General features: G+C 65.3%; 15 protein-coding genes. 7 read left to right on the plus strand and 8 right to left on the minus strand.

The features are described from left to right. Together BM075_RS21165 and BM075_RS21170 are read left to right on the plus strand one after the other, a co-directional pair. A complete protein-coding gene (locus BM075_RS21165) occupies positions 1 to 789 on the plus strand; it encodes an SDR family oxidoreductase (RefSeq protein WP_093362698.1) in 789 nt (262 codons plus the stop codon). A gap of 323 nt (positions 790 to 1,112) precedes the next feature. After that, on the plus strand, positions 1,113 to 2,054 hold the full coding sequence (locus BM075_RS21170) for a dihydrodipicolinate synthase family protein (protein WP_093362699.1): 942 nt from the start codon (positions 1,113 to 1,115) through the stop codon (positions 2,052 to 2,054). Between the two features lie 51 nt (positions 2,055 to 2,105). Here the strand turns inward: BM075_RS21170 and BM075_RS21175 are convergent, their stop codons facing one another. The 3 genes from BM075_RS21175 to BM075_RS24525 are packed head-to-tail and all read right to left on the minus strand — an operon-like array spanning position 2,106 to position 4,332. Beyond that, positions 2,106 to 3,341 carry an NAD(P)/FAD-dependent oxidoreductase gene (locus BM075_RS21175; protein WP_093362700.1) on the minus strand — a complete coding sequence of 412 codons (1,236 nt, stop codon included), beginning with the start codon at positions 3,339 to 3,341 and terminating at the stop codon, positions 2,106 to 2,108. 25 nt (positions 3,342 to 3,366) lie between these two features. After that, a complete protein-coding gene (locus tag BM075_RS21180) occupies positions 3,367 to 4,179 on the minus strand; it encodes a sulfite exporter TauE/SafE family protein (protein ID WP_093362701.1) in 813 nt (270 codons plus the stop codon). A gap of 3 nt (positions 4,180 to 4,182) precedes the next feature. Next, complete coding sequence (locus BM075_RS24525) at positions 4,183 to 4,332, minus strand: hypothetical protein (protein WP_177208443.1); 150 nt, start codon at positions 4,330 to 4,332, stop codon at positions 4,183 to 4,185. Positions 4,333 to 4,629: 297 nt separating this feature from the next. Here BM075_RS24525 and aroQ point away from each other — a divergent pair, with 297 nt between their 5' ends. Next, positions 4,630 to 5,070, plus strand: a complete 441-nt coding sequence (aroQ, locus tag BM075_RS21185) for a type II 3-dehydroquinate dehydratase (protein WP_093362702.1) — start codon at positions 4,630 to 4,632, stop codon at positions 5,068 to 5,070. A 12-nt stretch (positions 5,071 to 5,082) separates the two neighbouring features. Here aroQ and BM075_RS21190 read toward each other — a convergent pair whose 3' ends face one another. Beyond that, positions 5,083 to 5,751, minus strand: coding sequence for a TetR/AcrR family transcriptional regulator (locus tag BM075_RS21190; RefSeq protein ID WP_093362703.1), 669 nt, complete (start codon positions 5,749 to 5,751; stop codon positions 5,083 to 5,085). A 168-nt stretch (positions 5,752 to 5,919) separates the two neighbouring features. Between BM075_RS21190 and BM075_RS21195 the strand changes: the two genes are divergently transcribed. From BM075_RS21195 to BM075_RS21210, 4 genes are all read left to right on the plus strand, one after another. Then, positions 5,920 to 6,912: a tripartite tricarboxylate transporter substrate binding protein gene (locus tag BM075_RS21195; protein ID WP_093362713.1), complete on the plus strand. Its 993-nt coding sequence runs from the start codon at positions 5,920 to 5,922 to the stop codon at positions 6,910 to 6,912. A gap of 68 nt (positions 6,913 to 6,980) precedes the next feature. Continuing rightward, positions 6,981 to 7,496, plus strand: coding sequence for a tripartite tricarboxylate transporter TctB family protein (locus tag BM075_RS21200; protein WP_093362704.1), 516 nt, complete (start codon positions 6,981 to 6,983; stop codon positions 7,494 to 7,496). Further along, positions 7,493 to 9,016 carry a tripartite tricarboxylate transporter permease gene (locus BM075_RS21205; protein ID WP_093362705.1) on the plus strand — a complete coding sequence of 508 codons (1,524 nt, stop codon included), beginning with the start codon at positions 7,493 to 7,495 and terminating at the stop codon, positions 9,014 to 9,016. The genes BM075_RS21200 and BM075_RS21205 overlap by 4 nt, the downstream gene beginning before the upstream one ends. Positions 9,017 to 9,127: 111 nt before the next feature. Further along, positions 9,128 to 9,964 carry a shikimate dehydrogenase family protein gene (locus BM075_RS21210; RefSeq protein ID WP_093362714.1) on the plus strand — a complete coding sequence of 279 codons (837 nt, stop codon included), beginning with the start codon at positions 9,128 to 9,130 and terminating at the stop codon, positions 9,962 to 9,964. Between the two features lie 172 nt (positions 9,965 to 10,136). On the opposite strand, the gene BM075_RS21215 is transcribed toward BM075_RS21210, so the two are convergent. The 4 genes from BM075_RS21215 to BM075_RS21230 form a co-directional block, all read right to left on the minus strand. After that, on the minus strand, positions 10,137 to 11,411 hold the full coding sequence (locus BM075_RS21215; RefSeq protein WP_093362706.1) for a TRAP transporter large permease: 1,275 nt from the start codon (positions 11,409 to 11,411) through the stop codon (positions 10,137 to 10,139). A gap of 1 nt (position 11,412) precedes the next feature. Next, complete coding sequence (locus BM075_RS21220) at positions 11,413 to 11,958, minus strand: TRAP transporter small permease (RefSeq protein WP_093362707.1); 546 nt, start codon at positions 11,956 to 11,958, stop codon at positions 11,413 to 11,415. Between the two features lie 81 nt (positions 11,959 to 12,039). After that, positions 12,040 to 13,023 carry a TRAP transporter substrate-binding protein gene (locus BM075_RS21225; protein WP_177208444.1) on the minus strand — a complete coding sequence of 328 codons (984 nt, stop codon included), beginning with the start codon at positions 13,021 to 13,023 and terminating at the stop codon, positions 12,040 to 12,042. A gap of 157 nt (positions 13,024 to 13,180) precedes the next feature. Continuing rightward, positions 13,181 to 13,834 (minus strand): response regulator (locus BM075_RS21230; protein WP_093362716.1); only part of this gene is annotated, 654 nt, incomplete at its 5' end.

Here is a 13,834-nt window from a genome sequence, read left to right on the forward strand (position 1 = left end):
ATGGCAGACCTTACCCTGAACGCCCCGGCGCTTTTCGATCTTTCCGGACGGGTTGCCCTGGTCACTGGCGCCGGCAGTGGTATCGGGCAGCGCATCGCGATCGGGCTTGCGCAGTGCGGCGCCGATGTTGCCTGCCTGGACCGCCGCGAGGATGACGGACTGGCCGAAACCGCAGGGCACATCGACGCTGTCGGGCGCAAGGCCCTGACGATCACGGCCGATGTCACCGACAAGGGCTCGCTGGCCGACGCTGTGGCCAAGACCGAAGCCGACCTCGGCCCACTGGGCATCGCCGTCAACGCCGCCGGTATCGCCAATGCCAACCCGGCGGAGGAAATGGAGGAAGAGCAGTACCAGACGTTGATGGACATCAACCTGAAGGGCGTTTTCCTGTCCTGTCAGGCGGAAGCCCGCGCCATGCTCCAGAACGGAAAGGGCTCCATCATCAACATCGCGTCGATGTCTGGCGTGATCGTCAACCGGGGGCTCAAGCAGCTGCATTACAATGCGTCGAAGGCCGGTGTGATCCACATGTCGAAGAGCATGGCGATGGAGTGGGTGGATCGCCAGATCCGCGTGAACTCGATCAGTCCCGGCTACACGGCCACACCGATGAATACCCGGCCCGAGATGGTTCATCAGACCCGGGAGTTCGAAAGCCAGACCCCGATGCAACGCATGGCCACGGTCGACGAAATGGTGGGGCCGGCCATCTTTCTGGCCAGCGACGCGTCGTCCTACTGCACGGGCGTCGATCTGTTGGTTGACGGCGGTTTCTGCTGCTGGTGATCCCGATGGGGCGTCGTAAGGCGCCCCACGAACGGCGTGATCGGGGGGACTGGGCTTCGGTCCACGCGTCGGCCCCGGTCGTCGCGCGTGATCCGGCCTCCTGACCATGCAGGGGAAGCAGCCGGATTTTCGGCTGCGCCACGCGTGTGGTCCCACAATTGAGGCGATGACCGCAGCCGCCGGTTGAGCGGGTTCGAGGTGGGGGGTATGCAGGGCAGTGCCGTACTCCGTTTGTCCGGGCCGACGTGTTGGCCGGGCGAAGGGCGTGCCTCTGTACCCGCACACCGCGAGATGCTCTTTCCTGCCGAAAAGGAACAGACCCAATGACCGCCTCTATCACCGGCATCATCCCGGTCATGTTGACCCCGTTCACTGACGACGACACGATCGACTGGAACGGCTACGGGGCGCTCATCGAGTGGTACATCGCCAATGGCGCGGAGGCGCTTTTTGCGGTCTGCCAGTCCTCGGAGATGCAGCACCTTACGCTTTCCGAACGGGTGGAACTGGCGCGGTCCACCATGGAGCAGGTCGCGGGACGGGTTCCGGTGGTTGCCTCGGGCCATGTTTCCGACGGGCTGGACGCGCAGAAGGAAGAGCTGGCGGCCGTGGCGGCGACGGGCGTGGACGGCCTTGTGCTGGTGACCAACCGGCTTGCCACGCAGGATCAGGGGTCCGAGGCGTTCAGGGAGAATTTGCACGCGCTGCTGGATGCGCTGCCGGGTGACCTGACGCTCGGCCTTTACGAATGCCCGGCGCCTTACCGGCGGCTGCTGACGGACGAGGAACTGGTTCATTGTGCGGGGACCGGCCGCTTCGCGCTCCTCAAGGACGTTTCCTGCGACCTGGAGACGGTGCAGCGCCGTGTGGACCTGACCCGTGGCTCCACCCTCACCATCAACAACGCCAACGCGGCCATTGCCTGGCCCGCCATGCAGGCGGGGGCGGCGGGCTTCTGTGGGGTCTTCAACAACGTACATCCCGACCTCTATCGCTGGCTGCAAGACCAAGGCGCGCGGCATCCCGACCTTGCCGAAGAGCTCGCGGTTTTCCTCGTGCTTGCCGCCTGCACCGAGCCAATGGGGTATCCCAAGCTCGCCAAGCTCTACCACCAGCGGCTCGGGACGTTCAAAAGCACGCACTCCCGCGCGGTCAACTTCGACATTCTCGAAAGGTTCTGGGCCCTTGAGCCCATACTGGAACGGATCGAGCAGGGCACCGCGCACTTCCGCGCCCGGATTGCAGCGCTCGACACCGAGGAGTGACCGACGGGCCCTCGGCAGAGGAGGGCGGTGGATGACGTGCTCCGAAAGGTTTCAGAGGCCGCGGTTGGCCGGGGAGAGCGCGTCGGTCAGATCGTCCCGCCGGCCGTCGACGATCTCGGCAAGCATCGCGCCGGTGGTCGGCCCAAGGGTGAAGCCCTGATGACCGTGGCCGAAATCGAACCACAGCCCGCGATGGCGCGGGGCAGAGCCGACCAGGGGGAGCATGTCCGGCAGGCAGGGCCGGTGCCCGTGCCAGATGCCGTCCTCAATGGGCGCGCCGATCTCCACCAGCTCTCCGGCGGCGCGGCGGCCGCGGTCAAGCTGGCGCAGGGTGCGGGGCGCGTCACGGCTTACCAGCTCGGCGCCGGTGCTGAGCCGCAGCCCAAGGGTCATCGAGGCGAGCACGACGCCATATTCAGCATCGAGGTAGGGCCGCACCAATTGCGCGGGGGAGGCAAAGTGCCCGTGATATCCACGCTTCCAGACCATCGGCACCCGGTAGCCGAGGCGTGACAGAAGGTCGGGCGACCAGGGGCCGAGGCACACCACCGCGTCCGTCCCGTCGACTGGCCCGTCCGCGCCCTGCACGCGCCAGCCCGAGCCCTGTTGCCGGAGGCTCAATGCATCGCCCGTCACCACCTGGCCGCCGCGCGCTTCGAGCAGGGCGGCATAGGCACGGGTGAGGGCACCGGGGTCCGAGCAACTCCACGGCCCCTCCCAGAGCAGCAGGCCCGCCGGATCGCCGCGCAACGCCGGCTCCGCGCGGGTCATATCGGCGCCGACCAGGACCCGCGAGGGCACGCCGTATGTTCGCCCGATCCGTTCCGCGTTGCGGGCCGCCGTTTCCAGGCTGCGCTCGGAGCGATGAAACTCCCCGAGGCCGGTGCGGCGGATCAGGCCCTCGCTGTTCGAGGCTGCGACAAGCGGCGCGTGATCGTCGGTCGCGCGGGCGGTCAGCCTGGCGTAGATCTGCGAGGTACGCGCGTGTCGCTGGGGCGCCGAGCAGCGGAAGTATCGCCAGAGCGCGGGCGCGGCCCCGGGCAGGTCCCGCAGGTGCCAGAGCACGTCATTGCTGCGCCCCAGAGCGTAGGAGAGGAGCGTCGGCAGGTCGCGGGGGAGGGCATAGGGCTCCGCCGCCTCGGCCTGGATCACCCCGGCATTGCCGTGGCTCGTCTCCGAGCCGGGCTCTCGCCGGTCGACCACGGTGACCCCGTGGCCCCGCGCCTGGAGCGCAAGCGCCGCGCCGACACCCGCCATGCCGGCGCCGAGAACGATGAAGTGCGACATCCGTCCGATCTCCCTGCCGGGGGCCTCAGCCGACCAGTGCCTTTCTCAGCATGTTCCCCGCCAGCACCAACACCGTAAGCGCGAAGACGAGCCGCAGTCGCGCCGGGCTGAGATCGTGCGCGAGTTTCACCCCGATCGGCACCGCGAGGAGTGAGGTGACCATGATCAGCGCCACCGCGGGCAGGTTGACGTAGCCCACGGTGCCCGGTGGTTTGCCGGTAAGGCTCCAGCCGGTCATGAGGAACGTGAGAAAGCCCGGGATGGCGATCATCAGGCCAAATCCGGGCGAGGTGCCCACGGCGCGGTGCGGCGGCACGTTGTAGGCGGTCAGGAGTGGGACGGTGAAGCTGCCGCCGCCGATGCCCATGAGCGCCGAAAAGAAGCCGATGAGACCGCCGTAGAGGGCACCGAGCGGCCGGCTCGGCAGCGTGTCGGAGAGGCGCCAGCTGCGCTTGCCGAGCAGCATGTAGAGCCCGAGACTGACGCCGATGATGCCGAAGACGAGCTGCAGTTGGTGGCTGCGCAAGCTGGCGGCGGCCAGAACGCCGGTGACCGAGCCCAGGGCGACGAAGGGCCCCCAGGAGCGGATCAGTTCCAGGCTGACGGCGCCGCGCTTGTGATGTGAGGTGACCGAGCGCAGGGAGGTGACGATGATCGTGCCAGTGGAGGTGGCGACGCAGATCTGCATGAGCTGGTCCGGGTGATAGCCCAAACCGCTGAAGACGTAATAGAACGCGGGCACCAGGATGATGCCGCCACCGACGCCGAGCAGGCCGGCGATTATCCCGGCCACCCCGCCGGCGGCGGCGATGACCCCGAAAAAGATCAACATGTCCATCGCTCAGACCTCCGGCGCGCGCTGTTCGTCGGGGTTGGCGAAAAGGCCGGTCAGTGGCTGTGAGTTGCCGAGGGTCTGCACCGTGGTTTTGGCGTCGGGAAAAGGTGTTCTGCCCTGAGGGGCGATGAGGTGCGGCGTGTCGCGGGTGGTCATGTGGCGTCTCTTCCTGGGTCGTGCGCCGGTCGCCGCCTCATTGCTGCGGCCCGGCAGGCAAAGGCGTAGGCCAAAGCCAGGCGCGGCGCCATGACCATCACGTGCGCTGCGGCAAGAGCGTCCGTTGCGCGCGTGGACAGCCGCGCGTCGGCCCGCGACATGGCGGCCGAGGACGGCGCGCCGCCTCGACCTCCGCGAGGCCGGAAGTTAACCTCGTGTTCGCCAGATCGGAAATTCCGTCATTCGAATTCCGGTTTCCCAGTCTGTAGGCTGCCGGCAGGTCGAAGGGAGATGAACATGTCGAAAACTGTCTTTGTGATGAACGGGCCCAATCTCAACTTGCTGGGCAAGCGCCAGCCGGAGATTTACGGCAGCGATACGCTGGAGGACGTCGCGAACAATTGCAGCCGGGTCGCCGCCGAGTTCGGGCTCGAGGTGCGGTCCTTGCAGTCCAACCACGAGGGCCAGATCATCGACTGGATTCACGAGGCGCGGGAGGCGGCCGTCGGGATCATCCTGAACCCCGGCGCCTTCACCCATACATCGGTGGCCATCCTTGATGCGCTGAACGCCTTTGAAGGGCCGGTTTTCGAGGTTCACATCAGCCAGGTGCACAAGCGCGAAGCTTTCCGGCATCATTCCTACGTCAGTATGCGCGCGGACGGGATCATCGTCGGCTGCGGCATCGAGGGCTATGAACTGGCCATGCGGCGGATGGGGACGCTCGTCGGCGGGTGAGCGACGTCCGCCTCACGGGGCGGTCGAGGTGGCCTCCGGCTGCGCCATGACGGCCCGCATCACGAGGTCCACCACGAAGCGGCGATGCGTTTCCTGTCCTTCATCGGAATGGATCGTGTCGCCGAACCCGGCGCTGAAGGTGTGCCGGTTCGAGACGTTGTAGAAGCAGAGCGCCGAAATCATCCAGTGCAGCCGCACGGGTTCCAGACCGGGCCGGAACTGGCCGCGCGCGACGCCGTCGGCGTAGATTTCGCCCACCTGGTTCACTGCGCCCTGGTTCAGCCGCCGGATCACCTCCGATTCCGCCAGGTGGACGGCCGCCTGGGTGTTCTCGTGGGCGATCATGGCAACGAATTCGGGGTGGTGGCGATGAAAATCGAACGTGAACTCCACCAGGCGGCGCATGGCTTCCACTGCGTCGAGGCCGGAGAAGTCGATCTCTCCCTCCTGGTGCCGCGCGCGGTGATACTCCGATTCGAGCGCGGCCCGGTACAGCCCGACCTTGTCGCCGAAGTAGTAGTAGATCATGCGCTTCGATGTCGCCGTGCGGCGCGCGATCTCGTCGATCCGCGTTCCTGACAGCCCTTTCACCGAAAACTCTGCCACGGCGGCCCGCAGGATGTCGGCTTTCACGCTGTCGGGGTCCTGTTTCCAACGCGTTCGCCGCGCCTCTTTCTCCACGGCAGCCTCCCTCGCGACGGGTGTCGTTCCCAATGCCCTGTCTGAAGTGATAGCATGGAATGGTCGAAATGGTACAAATTCCGCTTTGACAATTGTACGAATTCGTACATTTTTAATACCAACGCCGGTCAGGAGGATTCGGCGGATCAAAATCTGGGAGGAGAAGTCATGAACCGCAAACTCATGGGGGCGGTCGTCGCCGCGATTCTGGCGGCCGCGCCCGCACTCGCCGAATTCCCCGAGAAGGACCTGCAGGGCATCGTCATGTGGGGGGCAGGTGGGTCCACCGACACCGTCATGCGGTCCGTCACGCCCCATGCCGAGGAGGTGCTGGGCAGCGACGTGATCATCCAGAACATGACCGGCGGGGTCGGCGCCATCGCCACGAAGTACGTCTTCGCGCAGAAGCCCGATGGCTACACGCTGTTGCTCGGCGCCGAAAACCCGCAGCTTTACAAGGTTATGGGCCTTGGCGAGTTGGACTATTCGGATTTCATCCCGATCAACGTTCTGGCGCGCGGCGTGCCGGTCATCGTCGCCAACAACGATGCGCCCTTCGATACCTTCACGGAGATGGTGGATTACGTGAGCGCCCACCCGAACGAAGTGAAGTTCGGGACAACCGGGCCGGGCGGGCTGCCCTCGACGGTCACCGCGATGTTGTCGAGCAAGCTGGAGCTGCCGGTCACGGAAGTGCCCTATGACGGCGACGGCCCGGCGATCACCGCGCTGCAATCGGGCGCGATCCATGTGGTTCCGGTGGTGATGGGCGTGGCGATCGAGCACGTCAAAGCCGGCCGGGTGAAGCCAATTGCCCTGATCGACGTGGAGCCCAATCCGCTGATGCCCGATTTGCCCCCGATCACTGAGGAGTATCCGGACTTCGCCACCTACCTTCCGTGGGGCCCGTTCTTCGGCGTTTTCGTCAAGAAGGGGACGCCAGACGAGGCGGTCGAGAAGCTGAAGGAAGCCTTTGCGGCGGGCGCCGAAAATCAGGAGTTCAAGGACCTGATGGCGGCGCGCGGCTACTCCATCATGAACATCTCCGGGGACGAGGCGGTCCAGTTCCTCGAAAAGTACCAGTCGGTCACGTCCTGGCTCGTCCATGACGCAGGCATCGCCAAGACCTCTCCGGAGGAATTCGACATTCCCCGGCCCTGACAGGGCACGCACGGACGGGAACCGCGTCGGCCCGGGCGCCGCGCGGTTCCCAACTTTCGGGAGGATGCATGGGACCGAATAACACACGCAAACCCGGCGAAGCGATCTTCGCCCTTCTGCTGGCGCTCCTGAGTCTCGGTGCGCTGGTCAAGGCCTACGGGATCTCCGGATTCGAGGGCCTGAGTTCGCCCGGCGCCTTCCCGATGGCCGCGGCGGCGGTGATGCTGCTCTCTGCGTTGGTTGTAACAGTGAACACGCTGCGCGCCAGCCGCGACAGCGACACGGAGATGTTCCGGGACATCCTGCCGGCCAACGCGGTGATGATGGCGGGTCTGATCCTGCTCTACGCCATCGCCCTGCGCCCGCTCGGCTTCCTGCCGACGTCGCTGATTTTCCTTTTCGTCTCGACGCTGATCCTGGCCAAGCGCGGCGTGATATTCGCCGCCGTGGTCTCGGTGCTCAGCCTGGCGATCATCTACATCGTCTTCCGGCTGGTCTTTTCCGTGCTGATGCCCGAGGGCGTCGTGCCCGAACGCGAGATCCTGGCCTGGATCGCGCGGCTTGCCTCCGGGGGTGCGGAATGATCGACGCGCTGCAAAACCTTACCATCGCCTGGTTCGACCCCAGCCTGCTGATGCTCGTTGCGCTCGGCACCTTCGCGGGGATCTACGTGGGCGCGATCCCGGGCCTGTCCGTGACCATGGCGGTCTCGATCCTGATCTCCTTCACGTTCTCATGGGACGTCTACGAGGCGCTCAGCCTGATGGTGGGCATCTACATGGGCGGGGTCTATGGCGGGTCGCGGACGGCGATCCTGCTCAACATCCCCGGTGCGCCCTCGGCCATCGCCACGGCGCTGGACGGCTACCCCCTCGCCCAGAAGGGGCTGGCGGGGGAGGCGATCGGGCTTTCGACCACGATGTCCGCCGTGGGCGGCCTGCTCGGCATTCTCGTGCTCGCCTTCGCCGCGCCGGCGGTCAGCGAATTCGCCCTGACGTTCCAGCCGCGGGACTACATGCTGCTGGCGATCCTCGGCATCCTGCTCGTTGGCTCACTCTCGGGCGAGAGTCTGACCAAGGGCATCTTTGCCGGTGCGCTCGGCCTGCTGATCGGCACCGTGGGGCTCGACCCGCTGACCGCGCAGGAGCGCTTTACCTTTGGCGTGGTGGAACTCTGGGGCGGCATCAGTTTCGTCGCCGTGATGATCGGCATGTTCGGCGTGGCCGAAGCGCTGATCCAGTTGCGCGAGCTCGAGATGGCAGCGGTGAAGCAGACGATCTCCCGCATCGTGCCGCGCTGGTCGGATGTGCGGAAATACCTGCCGCTCTCGTTGCAGACCTCGGCCATCGGCGTTCTGATCGGTGCCCTTCCCGGCACCGGCGGCGATATCGCGGCGCTCATGGCCTACGACCACGCCAAGCGCGTGACAAAGGACCCGGACGTGCCCTTCGGCGAGGGCGCGAAGGAAGGGCTCGTCGCGCCGGAGACGGCCAACAATGCCGCGATCGGTGGTGCCTTCATCCCGATGATCACCCTCGGCATTCCCGGCGACGCGGTGACCGCCATCATTATCGGCGCGCTCTTCATCCACGGCCTGAACCCCGGACCGATGCTGATGATCGAGAAGCCGGACATGTTCTGGTTCATCGTCGGCGCGCTTCTGCTGGCCAACGTCTTCATGCTGATCTTCGGTCTGACGGGCATCCGCATCTTCACCCGGATCGTCGAAATGCCGCGCGCGGTGCTGATCCCACTTATCCTGATGCTGTCCATTGTCGGCGCGTTCGCGGTGAACAACTCGATCACGGACGTCTACTGGATGCTGGGCTTCGGCATCCTGGGCTATTTCATGAAGCTTTACGGTTACCAGGTGGGGCCGGTGATCCTCGGCGTGATTCTCAGTCGTCTCATTGACGAAAACTGGCGACGGGCGATCATCTCGGACCAGGAGAGCCTCCCGCGTTTATTCCAGGGGATCGTGACGAGCCCGCTTTCGCTCGTCCTCTTCATCGCCGTGGTGCTGATATTTGTCAGCCAGACGCCGCTCTGGGCCGCCCTCATGAAACCGTTTCGGACGAAGAGGACGCCGCCGCCGGACGCATGATTCACCCGACCGCGCTCCCATGAGCCGATGACATGCCGTCCGGGCGGCCGGATGGTCGCAGAAGACGTGTCGCCCCCACAGCGGCCGCGACGCCAGACCAAGGACAAAACCATGCCCGATCTTCATCTGGGCCTCATCGGGGACAATATCTCCCGCTCCGCCTCCCCCCGGCTGCACCGAGCGGCCGGACGGCAGCATGGGCTCGACGTGCGCTACGACCGGCTGATCCCGGCGGATCTGGGGCAGAGCTTCGAGGAGGTCTTCGCGGCCTGTGGAGCGCAGCCGTTCCGGGGGCTCAATATCACCCATCCCTACAAGGAGCGGGCAGCGCGGAGCGTGCGCATCGATGACCCTCAGGTGCGCCGCATCGGCGCCACCAACACCATTCTGTTCGAAGCGGGTGGGCCCACCGGGCACAACACGGATTACACGGGCTTCATGGCCGCCTATCGCCGGGTCCGTGGGGCGGCGGCGCCCGGTGTCGTCGCGATGGCCGGGGTCGGGGGCGTGGGCCGGGCCGTGGGCTTCGCGCTGCTGACGCTGGGCGCTGCCGAGATCCGGCTGTTCGACATCGACCCCGCCCGTGCCGCCGCCCTCGCCGAGGCGCTGGCCGACGCGGCGCCCGGAACCCGCGTGTCGAGCGTCGAGAGTATCGAGGCGGCTGCGAAGGGTGCGACCGCGTTGATCAACTGCACGCCGCTCGGCATGGTCGGCCACCCGGGAACGGCTATCCCGCGCGCCTGTCTGCGCGGAGTGGATTGGGTGTTCGACGCAGTTTACACGCCGCTGGAGACGCAATTCCTGCGGGACGCCGCGGCCGGGGGCGTGCAGATCGTCTCCGGCTACGAGCTGTTCTTTTACCAGGGCGTCCACGCGTGGGAGATTTTCACCGGGTTGCCGCTGGACGAGAACCGGCTGCGTGAGGATCTTGCTGCCGTCGTCGCCTGAGCGCGACCGGGAACGGCAGGACAGAAAAAGGCGCGAACCCGGGTCTCCGGATCCGTGCCTTTCGCGTCCGTTCTTCTGGAAAATCCGCCTCCCGAAAACGGCCCGCCACTGGCGAGCCGCTCTCAGAAGGTCAGCCCGGCGCCTCTGCTCGCGCCTGGCTGCCAGACCGCCCCTAGTTCAGCAGATTTGGGAGGAAGAGGATGATCTGCGGAAACAGGGTCAGCAGCAGGAGCGAGCCGAGAAGCGCGAAGAGGAAGGGCAGGGAGGCCCACATCACCTTCTCCAGCGGCACCTTCGTCACTGCGCTTGCCACGAAGAGGTCCAGCCCGACCGGCGGCGTGATGCACCCGATGGCGAGGTTGACGACCATCAGAACGCCGAAGAACAGCGGGTCGATGCCGAGTTGCAGCGCCACCGGCAGGAAGATCGGCGTCAGGATGACAACGGCCGCGGAGGCGTTGATCAGCGTGCCGATAACCAGCAGCAGGATGTTCATCGCCAGCAGGAAGGCGATCGGCGAGCTGGTGAGCGACACCACATAGGCCGCGATGTGGTGCGGGATCTCCAGGTTCGTGAGCATCCAGCCAAAGACCTTGGCCGCACCCACGATGAACATGATGAGCGTGGTCCCGATCACCGCCTTGAAGATGATGGACGGAAAGTCTTTCAGCTTCAGCTCGCCGTAGATGAACATGCCGACGACGATGCCATAGACGGCGGCCACTGCCGCGGCTTCGGTCGGGGTGAAGACGCCGCCGTAAATGCCGCCGATGATGATGACCGGTGTCATCAGGGCGAAGAAGCTGTCGCCGAAGGCCTTCGCGGCCGCCACGAAGGAGAACTTGCCTTCGGCGGGGATGCCCTCGCGCTTGGCGATGAACCAGCTTACGAGGCACATCACGAGGCCCATCAGGATGCCGGGGGCGAAGCCGCCGACGAAGAGGTCGCTAATCGAGGTGCCGGCGATCACGCCATAGACCACCAACGTGATCGAGGGCGGGATGACAATGCCGACGGTACCGCCCGCGGCGACGACGCCGGTGGCGAATTCGCGGCGGTAGCCCTTTTTCTCCATCTCGTCGACCATGGTCGTGCCGATGGCAGCGGTGGTGGCCGCCGAGGAGCCGGAGATGGCGGCGAAGAACATGCCGGAGACGCAGACCACCTGCGCGAGCCCGCCGCGGAAGGACCCGACGAGCGTCTGGGCGAAGCTGACGAGGCGCTTTGTGACGCCGCCTTCCGACATGAAGGCGCCGGCCAGCATGAAGAACGGCACCGCCATGAAGGAGAAGGAGTCGACCCCGGAGTACATGATTTGCGGGATCAGCACGGAGGGCTGGCCGGTGAAGAACACCAGGATGACCAGCACCGCGAGGCAGAGGGCGAAGGCCACCGGCACACCGGAGAAGGCCATGAGCAGAAAGGATCCGACGAGAGCGAGTTCCATCTTACTCCTCCAGGTTTACAGGGGTGCTGCGGGCGTGGATGTGGGCGGTCAGCCCGTCACGGCCGGATTGCGAATAGACCTTGGCGTCGCCGAGGATGCGAATTGTGTCGCGGGTCAGGTACAGCGCCATGAGCAGGCCGCTGATGGGCAGGGCGATGTAGACCCAGCTTACGGAGATGCCGAGCGCGGGCGTCGTCTGGAACGACATGCGGGTCGCCATGGTGCCGCCCTGGAAGACCAGCAGGTAGATGAAGATGTAGCTCAGCACGTTGATCACGGCGTCGAGGACGAGGCCGGCGACCGAACCGCTGAGATAGTCGGGCAGGAAGCGGACGGCCAAGTGGCCGGTTTCGCCCATGATGAGCGCAGATCCGAGGAACACGACCCACACGAACAGAAAGCGCGCGAGTTCCTCCGACCAGTCAAAAGTGAATCCGAAGATATAGCGGGTGACGACCTGGGCGAAGATGAGGGCCAGCATTGTCGCCATGGCTGTAACCGAGACCCAATACAGGGTCGTACGCAGTCCCTTGAGGAGCGTGTTCATGGAGGTGTTCCAATGCGAGGATGGAGGGAAGGCCGTTCCCGGGCGAGGGGACCCCACTCGGAAACGGCACGAGGGATCGGATTACTTGTCCTTGCCGAGTTCGGCGATCCGGTCGAGGTTCTCCTGGCCGACCATTTTCGAGAACTCTTCGTAGACCGGCTTGACGGCTTCGGCGAACGCGTCGCGGTCGACTTCGATCACTTCCATTTTTCCGGTCGCCTTGATCTCGTCCCAGTATTCCTGGTCCTTTTTGGTGGACAGGTCACGCTGCCAGTCCACGGCGTCCTTGGCGGCTTGCTGGACGATTTCCTGTTGTTCCGGGGTCATCCGGCTCCAGGTCGCCATCGAGATCAGAACCGGCTCCGGCGAGTAGGCGTGGGCTGTCAGCGAGGCGTAAGGCTGAACCTCGAAGAAGCGCTTGGTGAAGATGTGGGCGGAGGGGTTCTCCTGACCATCCACCGTGTGCTGCTGCAGGGCGGTGTAGAGCTCGTCGAACGCCATCGGGGTCGCCGAGGCGCCGAGCGTGTTCATGGTTTCGACGTAGATCTTGTTGGACATCACCCGGATCTTCAGCCCGTCCATGTCGGCCGGCGTGGTGATCGGGTGCTTGGAGTTGGTCATGTGGCGGATGCCGTTCTCCATGAAGCCGAGCAGCTTGATGCCGCGGTTCTCGAGGTCCGCGCCCATGTCCATGCCGACAGTATCGAGCGAGGCGTAGGCATGCTCGCGGTCCTTGAACAGGAACGGCAGGTCGAAGATCGAGATCTCGGGCAGGAACTGGCCAAGAACGGCGGTACCGGTCAGCGCCATGTCGACGGTGCCGTAGACCAGGCCTTCGATCAGGGATTTCTGGTCGCCGAGCTGCGAGGACGGGAAGACCTTGACCTCGATGGCGCCGTCGGACAGTTCGCCGACGCGCTTGGCGAAGTAGTCGGCACCTTGCGCATAGGGGTGTTCCGCCTCGGCGATGTGGCCGAGCTTGAGGGTCAGATCGGCCGCAAAGGCAGATGTCGCCAGGCCACACACGACCGCTGCGCTCGCAAGCGCTGTCTTGATGATGTTCATGAGTATCTCCCAGATGCGCTGCCCGGGGCCTCCTGCCGGGAGCAGCTACGGGACACAGCCTACGGCGCTGCCGATTCGTTTCAAGAATCGGGAAATTGAATCTCAAAAGGGTCTTAACAGCGTTTTGCGCTTTGTGTTCACGGGACCGTGAGCGGGCCTAGATCTTGGCGTACCGGCGCTCCGGTCGGCCGATGGCGCCATAGACCAGGTCAGGTCGCACAAAGCAGACGGAAACGAGGTATTCAAGATATCGCCGCGCGGTCGACCGGCTGACGCCGATCCGGGCGCCGACATCCTCGGCGCTCAGGCCCTCCGCGGAAGGCTCCGTCTCGAAGACCGCGCGGATCTTGTCGAGCGTGAGCGCATCTATGCCCTTGGGCAGGTGCTCGGCCACAGGCTCCCCGCTGGCGCCCGTGGTGACGGGGGCGTGGAGAATGCCGTCCACATCGCCCTGTTCGAGCATGGTTCGAGTTTCCAGCCGGGCGTAGTGGTTGCGATACTTGTCGAGGCATTCGGCGAAGCGGGCGGTGGAGATCGGTTTGATGATGAAGTCGAAGACGCCGTTGCGCATCGCGGTCTTGAGCGTCTTCACGTCGTGGGCGGCGGTGATGAGGATCACATCCGTCTCCGCTCCGGCCGCGCGAACCTGGTTCAGCAGGCCGAAGCTGTCTCCGTCCGGGAAATAGAGGTCGAGCAGAATCAGGTCCGGCTCCAGCAGCTCCACCATCTCGGCCGCCTCGGCCAGCGCGCAGGCGATACCCACCACTTTGAAGCCCTCCACCCGTTCGGTGAAACGGCGGTGCAATTCGGC

Source organism: Tropicimonas isoalkanivorans (genome assembly GCF_900112335.1).
GTDB lineage: Bacteria > Pseudomonadota > Alphaproteobacteria > Rhodobacterales > Rhodobacteraceae > Tropicimonas > Tropicimonas isoalkanivorans.

Bases quoted from the DNA above. Each gene is read 5' to 3' on its own strand.
- BM075_RS21165 (WP_093362698.1), top strand. From the start codon at position 1: ATGGCAGACCTTACCCTGAACGCCCCGGCGCTTTTCGATCTTTCCGGA.
- BM075_RS21170 (WP_093362699.1), top strand. From the start codon at position 1,113: ATGACCGCCTCTATCACCGGCATCATCCCGGTCATGTTGACCCCGTTC.
- BM075_RS21175 (WP_093362700.1), bottom strand. From the start codon at position 3,341: ATGTCGCACTTCATCGTTCTCGGCGCCGGCATGGCGGGTGTCGGCGCG.
- BM075_RS21180 (WP_093362701.1), bottom strand. From the start codon at position 4,179: ATGGACATGTTGATCTTTTTCGGGGTCATCGCCGCCGCCGGCGGGGTG.
- BM075_RS24525 (WP_177208443.1), bottom strand. From the start codon at position 4,332: ATGACCACCCGCGACACGCCGCACCTCATCGCCCCTCAGGGCAGAACA.
- aroQ (WP_093362702.1), top strand. From the start codon at position 4,630: ATGTCGAAAACTGTCTTTGTGATGAACGGGCCCAATCTCAACTTGCTG.
- BM075_RS21195 (WP_093362713.1), top strand. From the start codon at position 5,920: ATGAACCGCAAACTCATGGGGGCGGTCGTCGCCGCGATTCTGGCGGCC.
- BM075_RS21200 (WP_093362704.1), top strand. From the start codon at position 6,981: ATGGGACCGAATAACACACGCAAACCCGGCGAAGCGATCTTCGCCCTT.
- BM075_RS21205 (WP_093362705.1), top strand. From the start codon at position 7,493: ATGATCGACGCGCTGCAAAACCTTACCATCGCCTGGTTCGACCCCAGC.
- BM075_RS21210 (WP_093362714.1), top strand. From the start codon at position 9,128: ATGCCCGATCTTCATCTGGGCCTCATCGGGGACAATATCTCCCGCTCC.
- BM075_RS21215 (WP_093362706.1), bottom strand. From the start codon at position 11,411: ATGGAACTCGCTCTCGTCGGATCCTTTCTGCTCATGGCCTTCTCCGGT.
- BM075_RS21220 (WP_093362707.1), bottom strand. From the start codon at position 11,958: ATGAACACGCTCCTCAAGGGACTGCGTACGACCCTGTATTGGGTCTCG.
- BM075_RS21225 (WP_177208444.1), bottom strand. From the start codon at position 13,023: ATGAACATCATCAAGACAGCGCTTGCGAGCGCAGCGGTCGTGTGTGGC.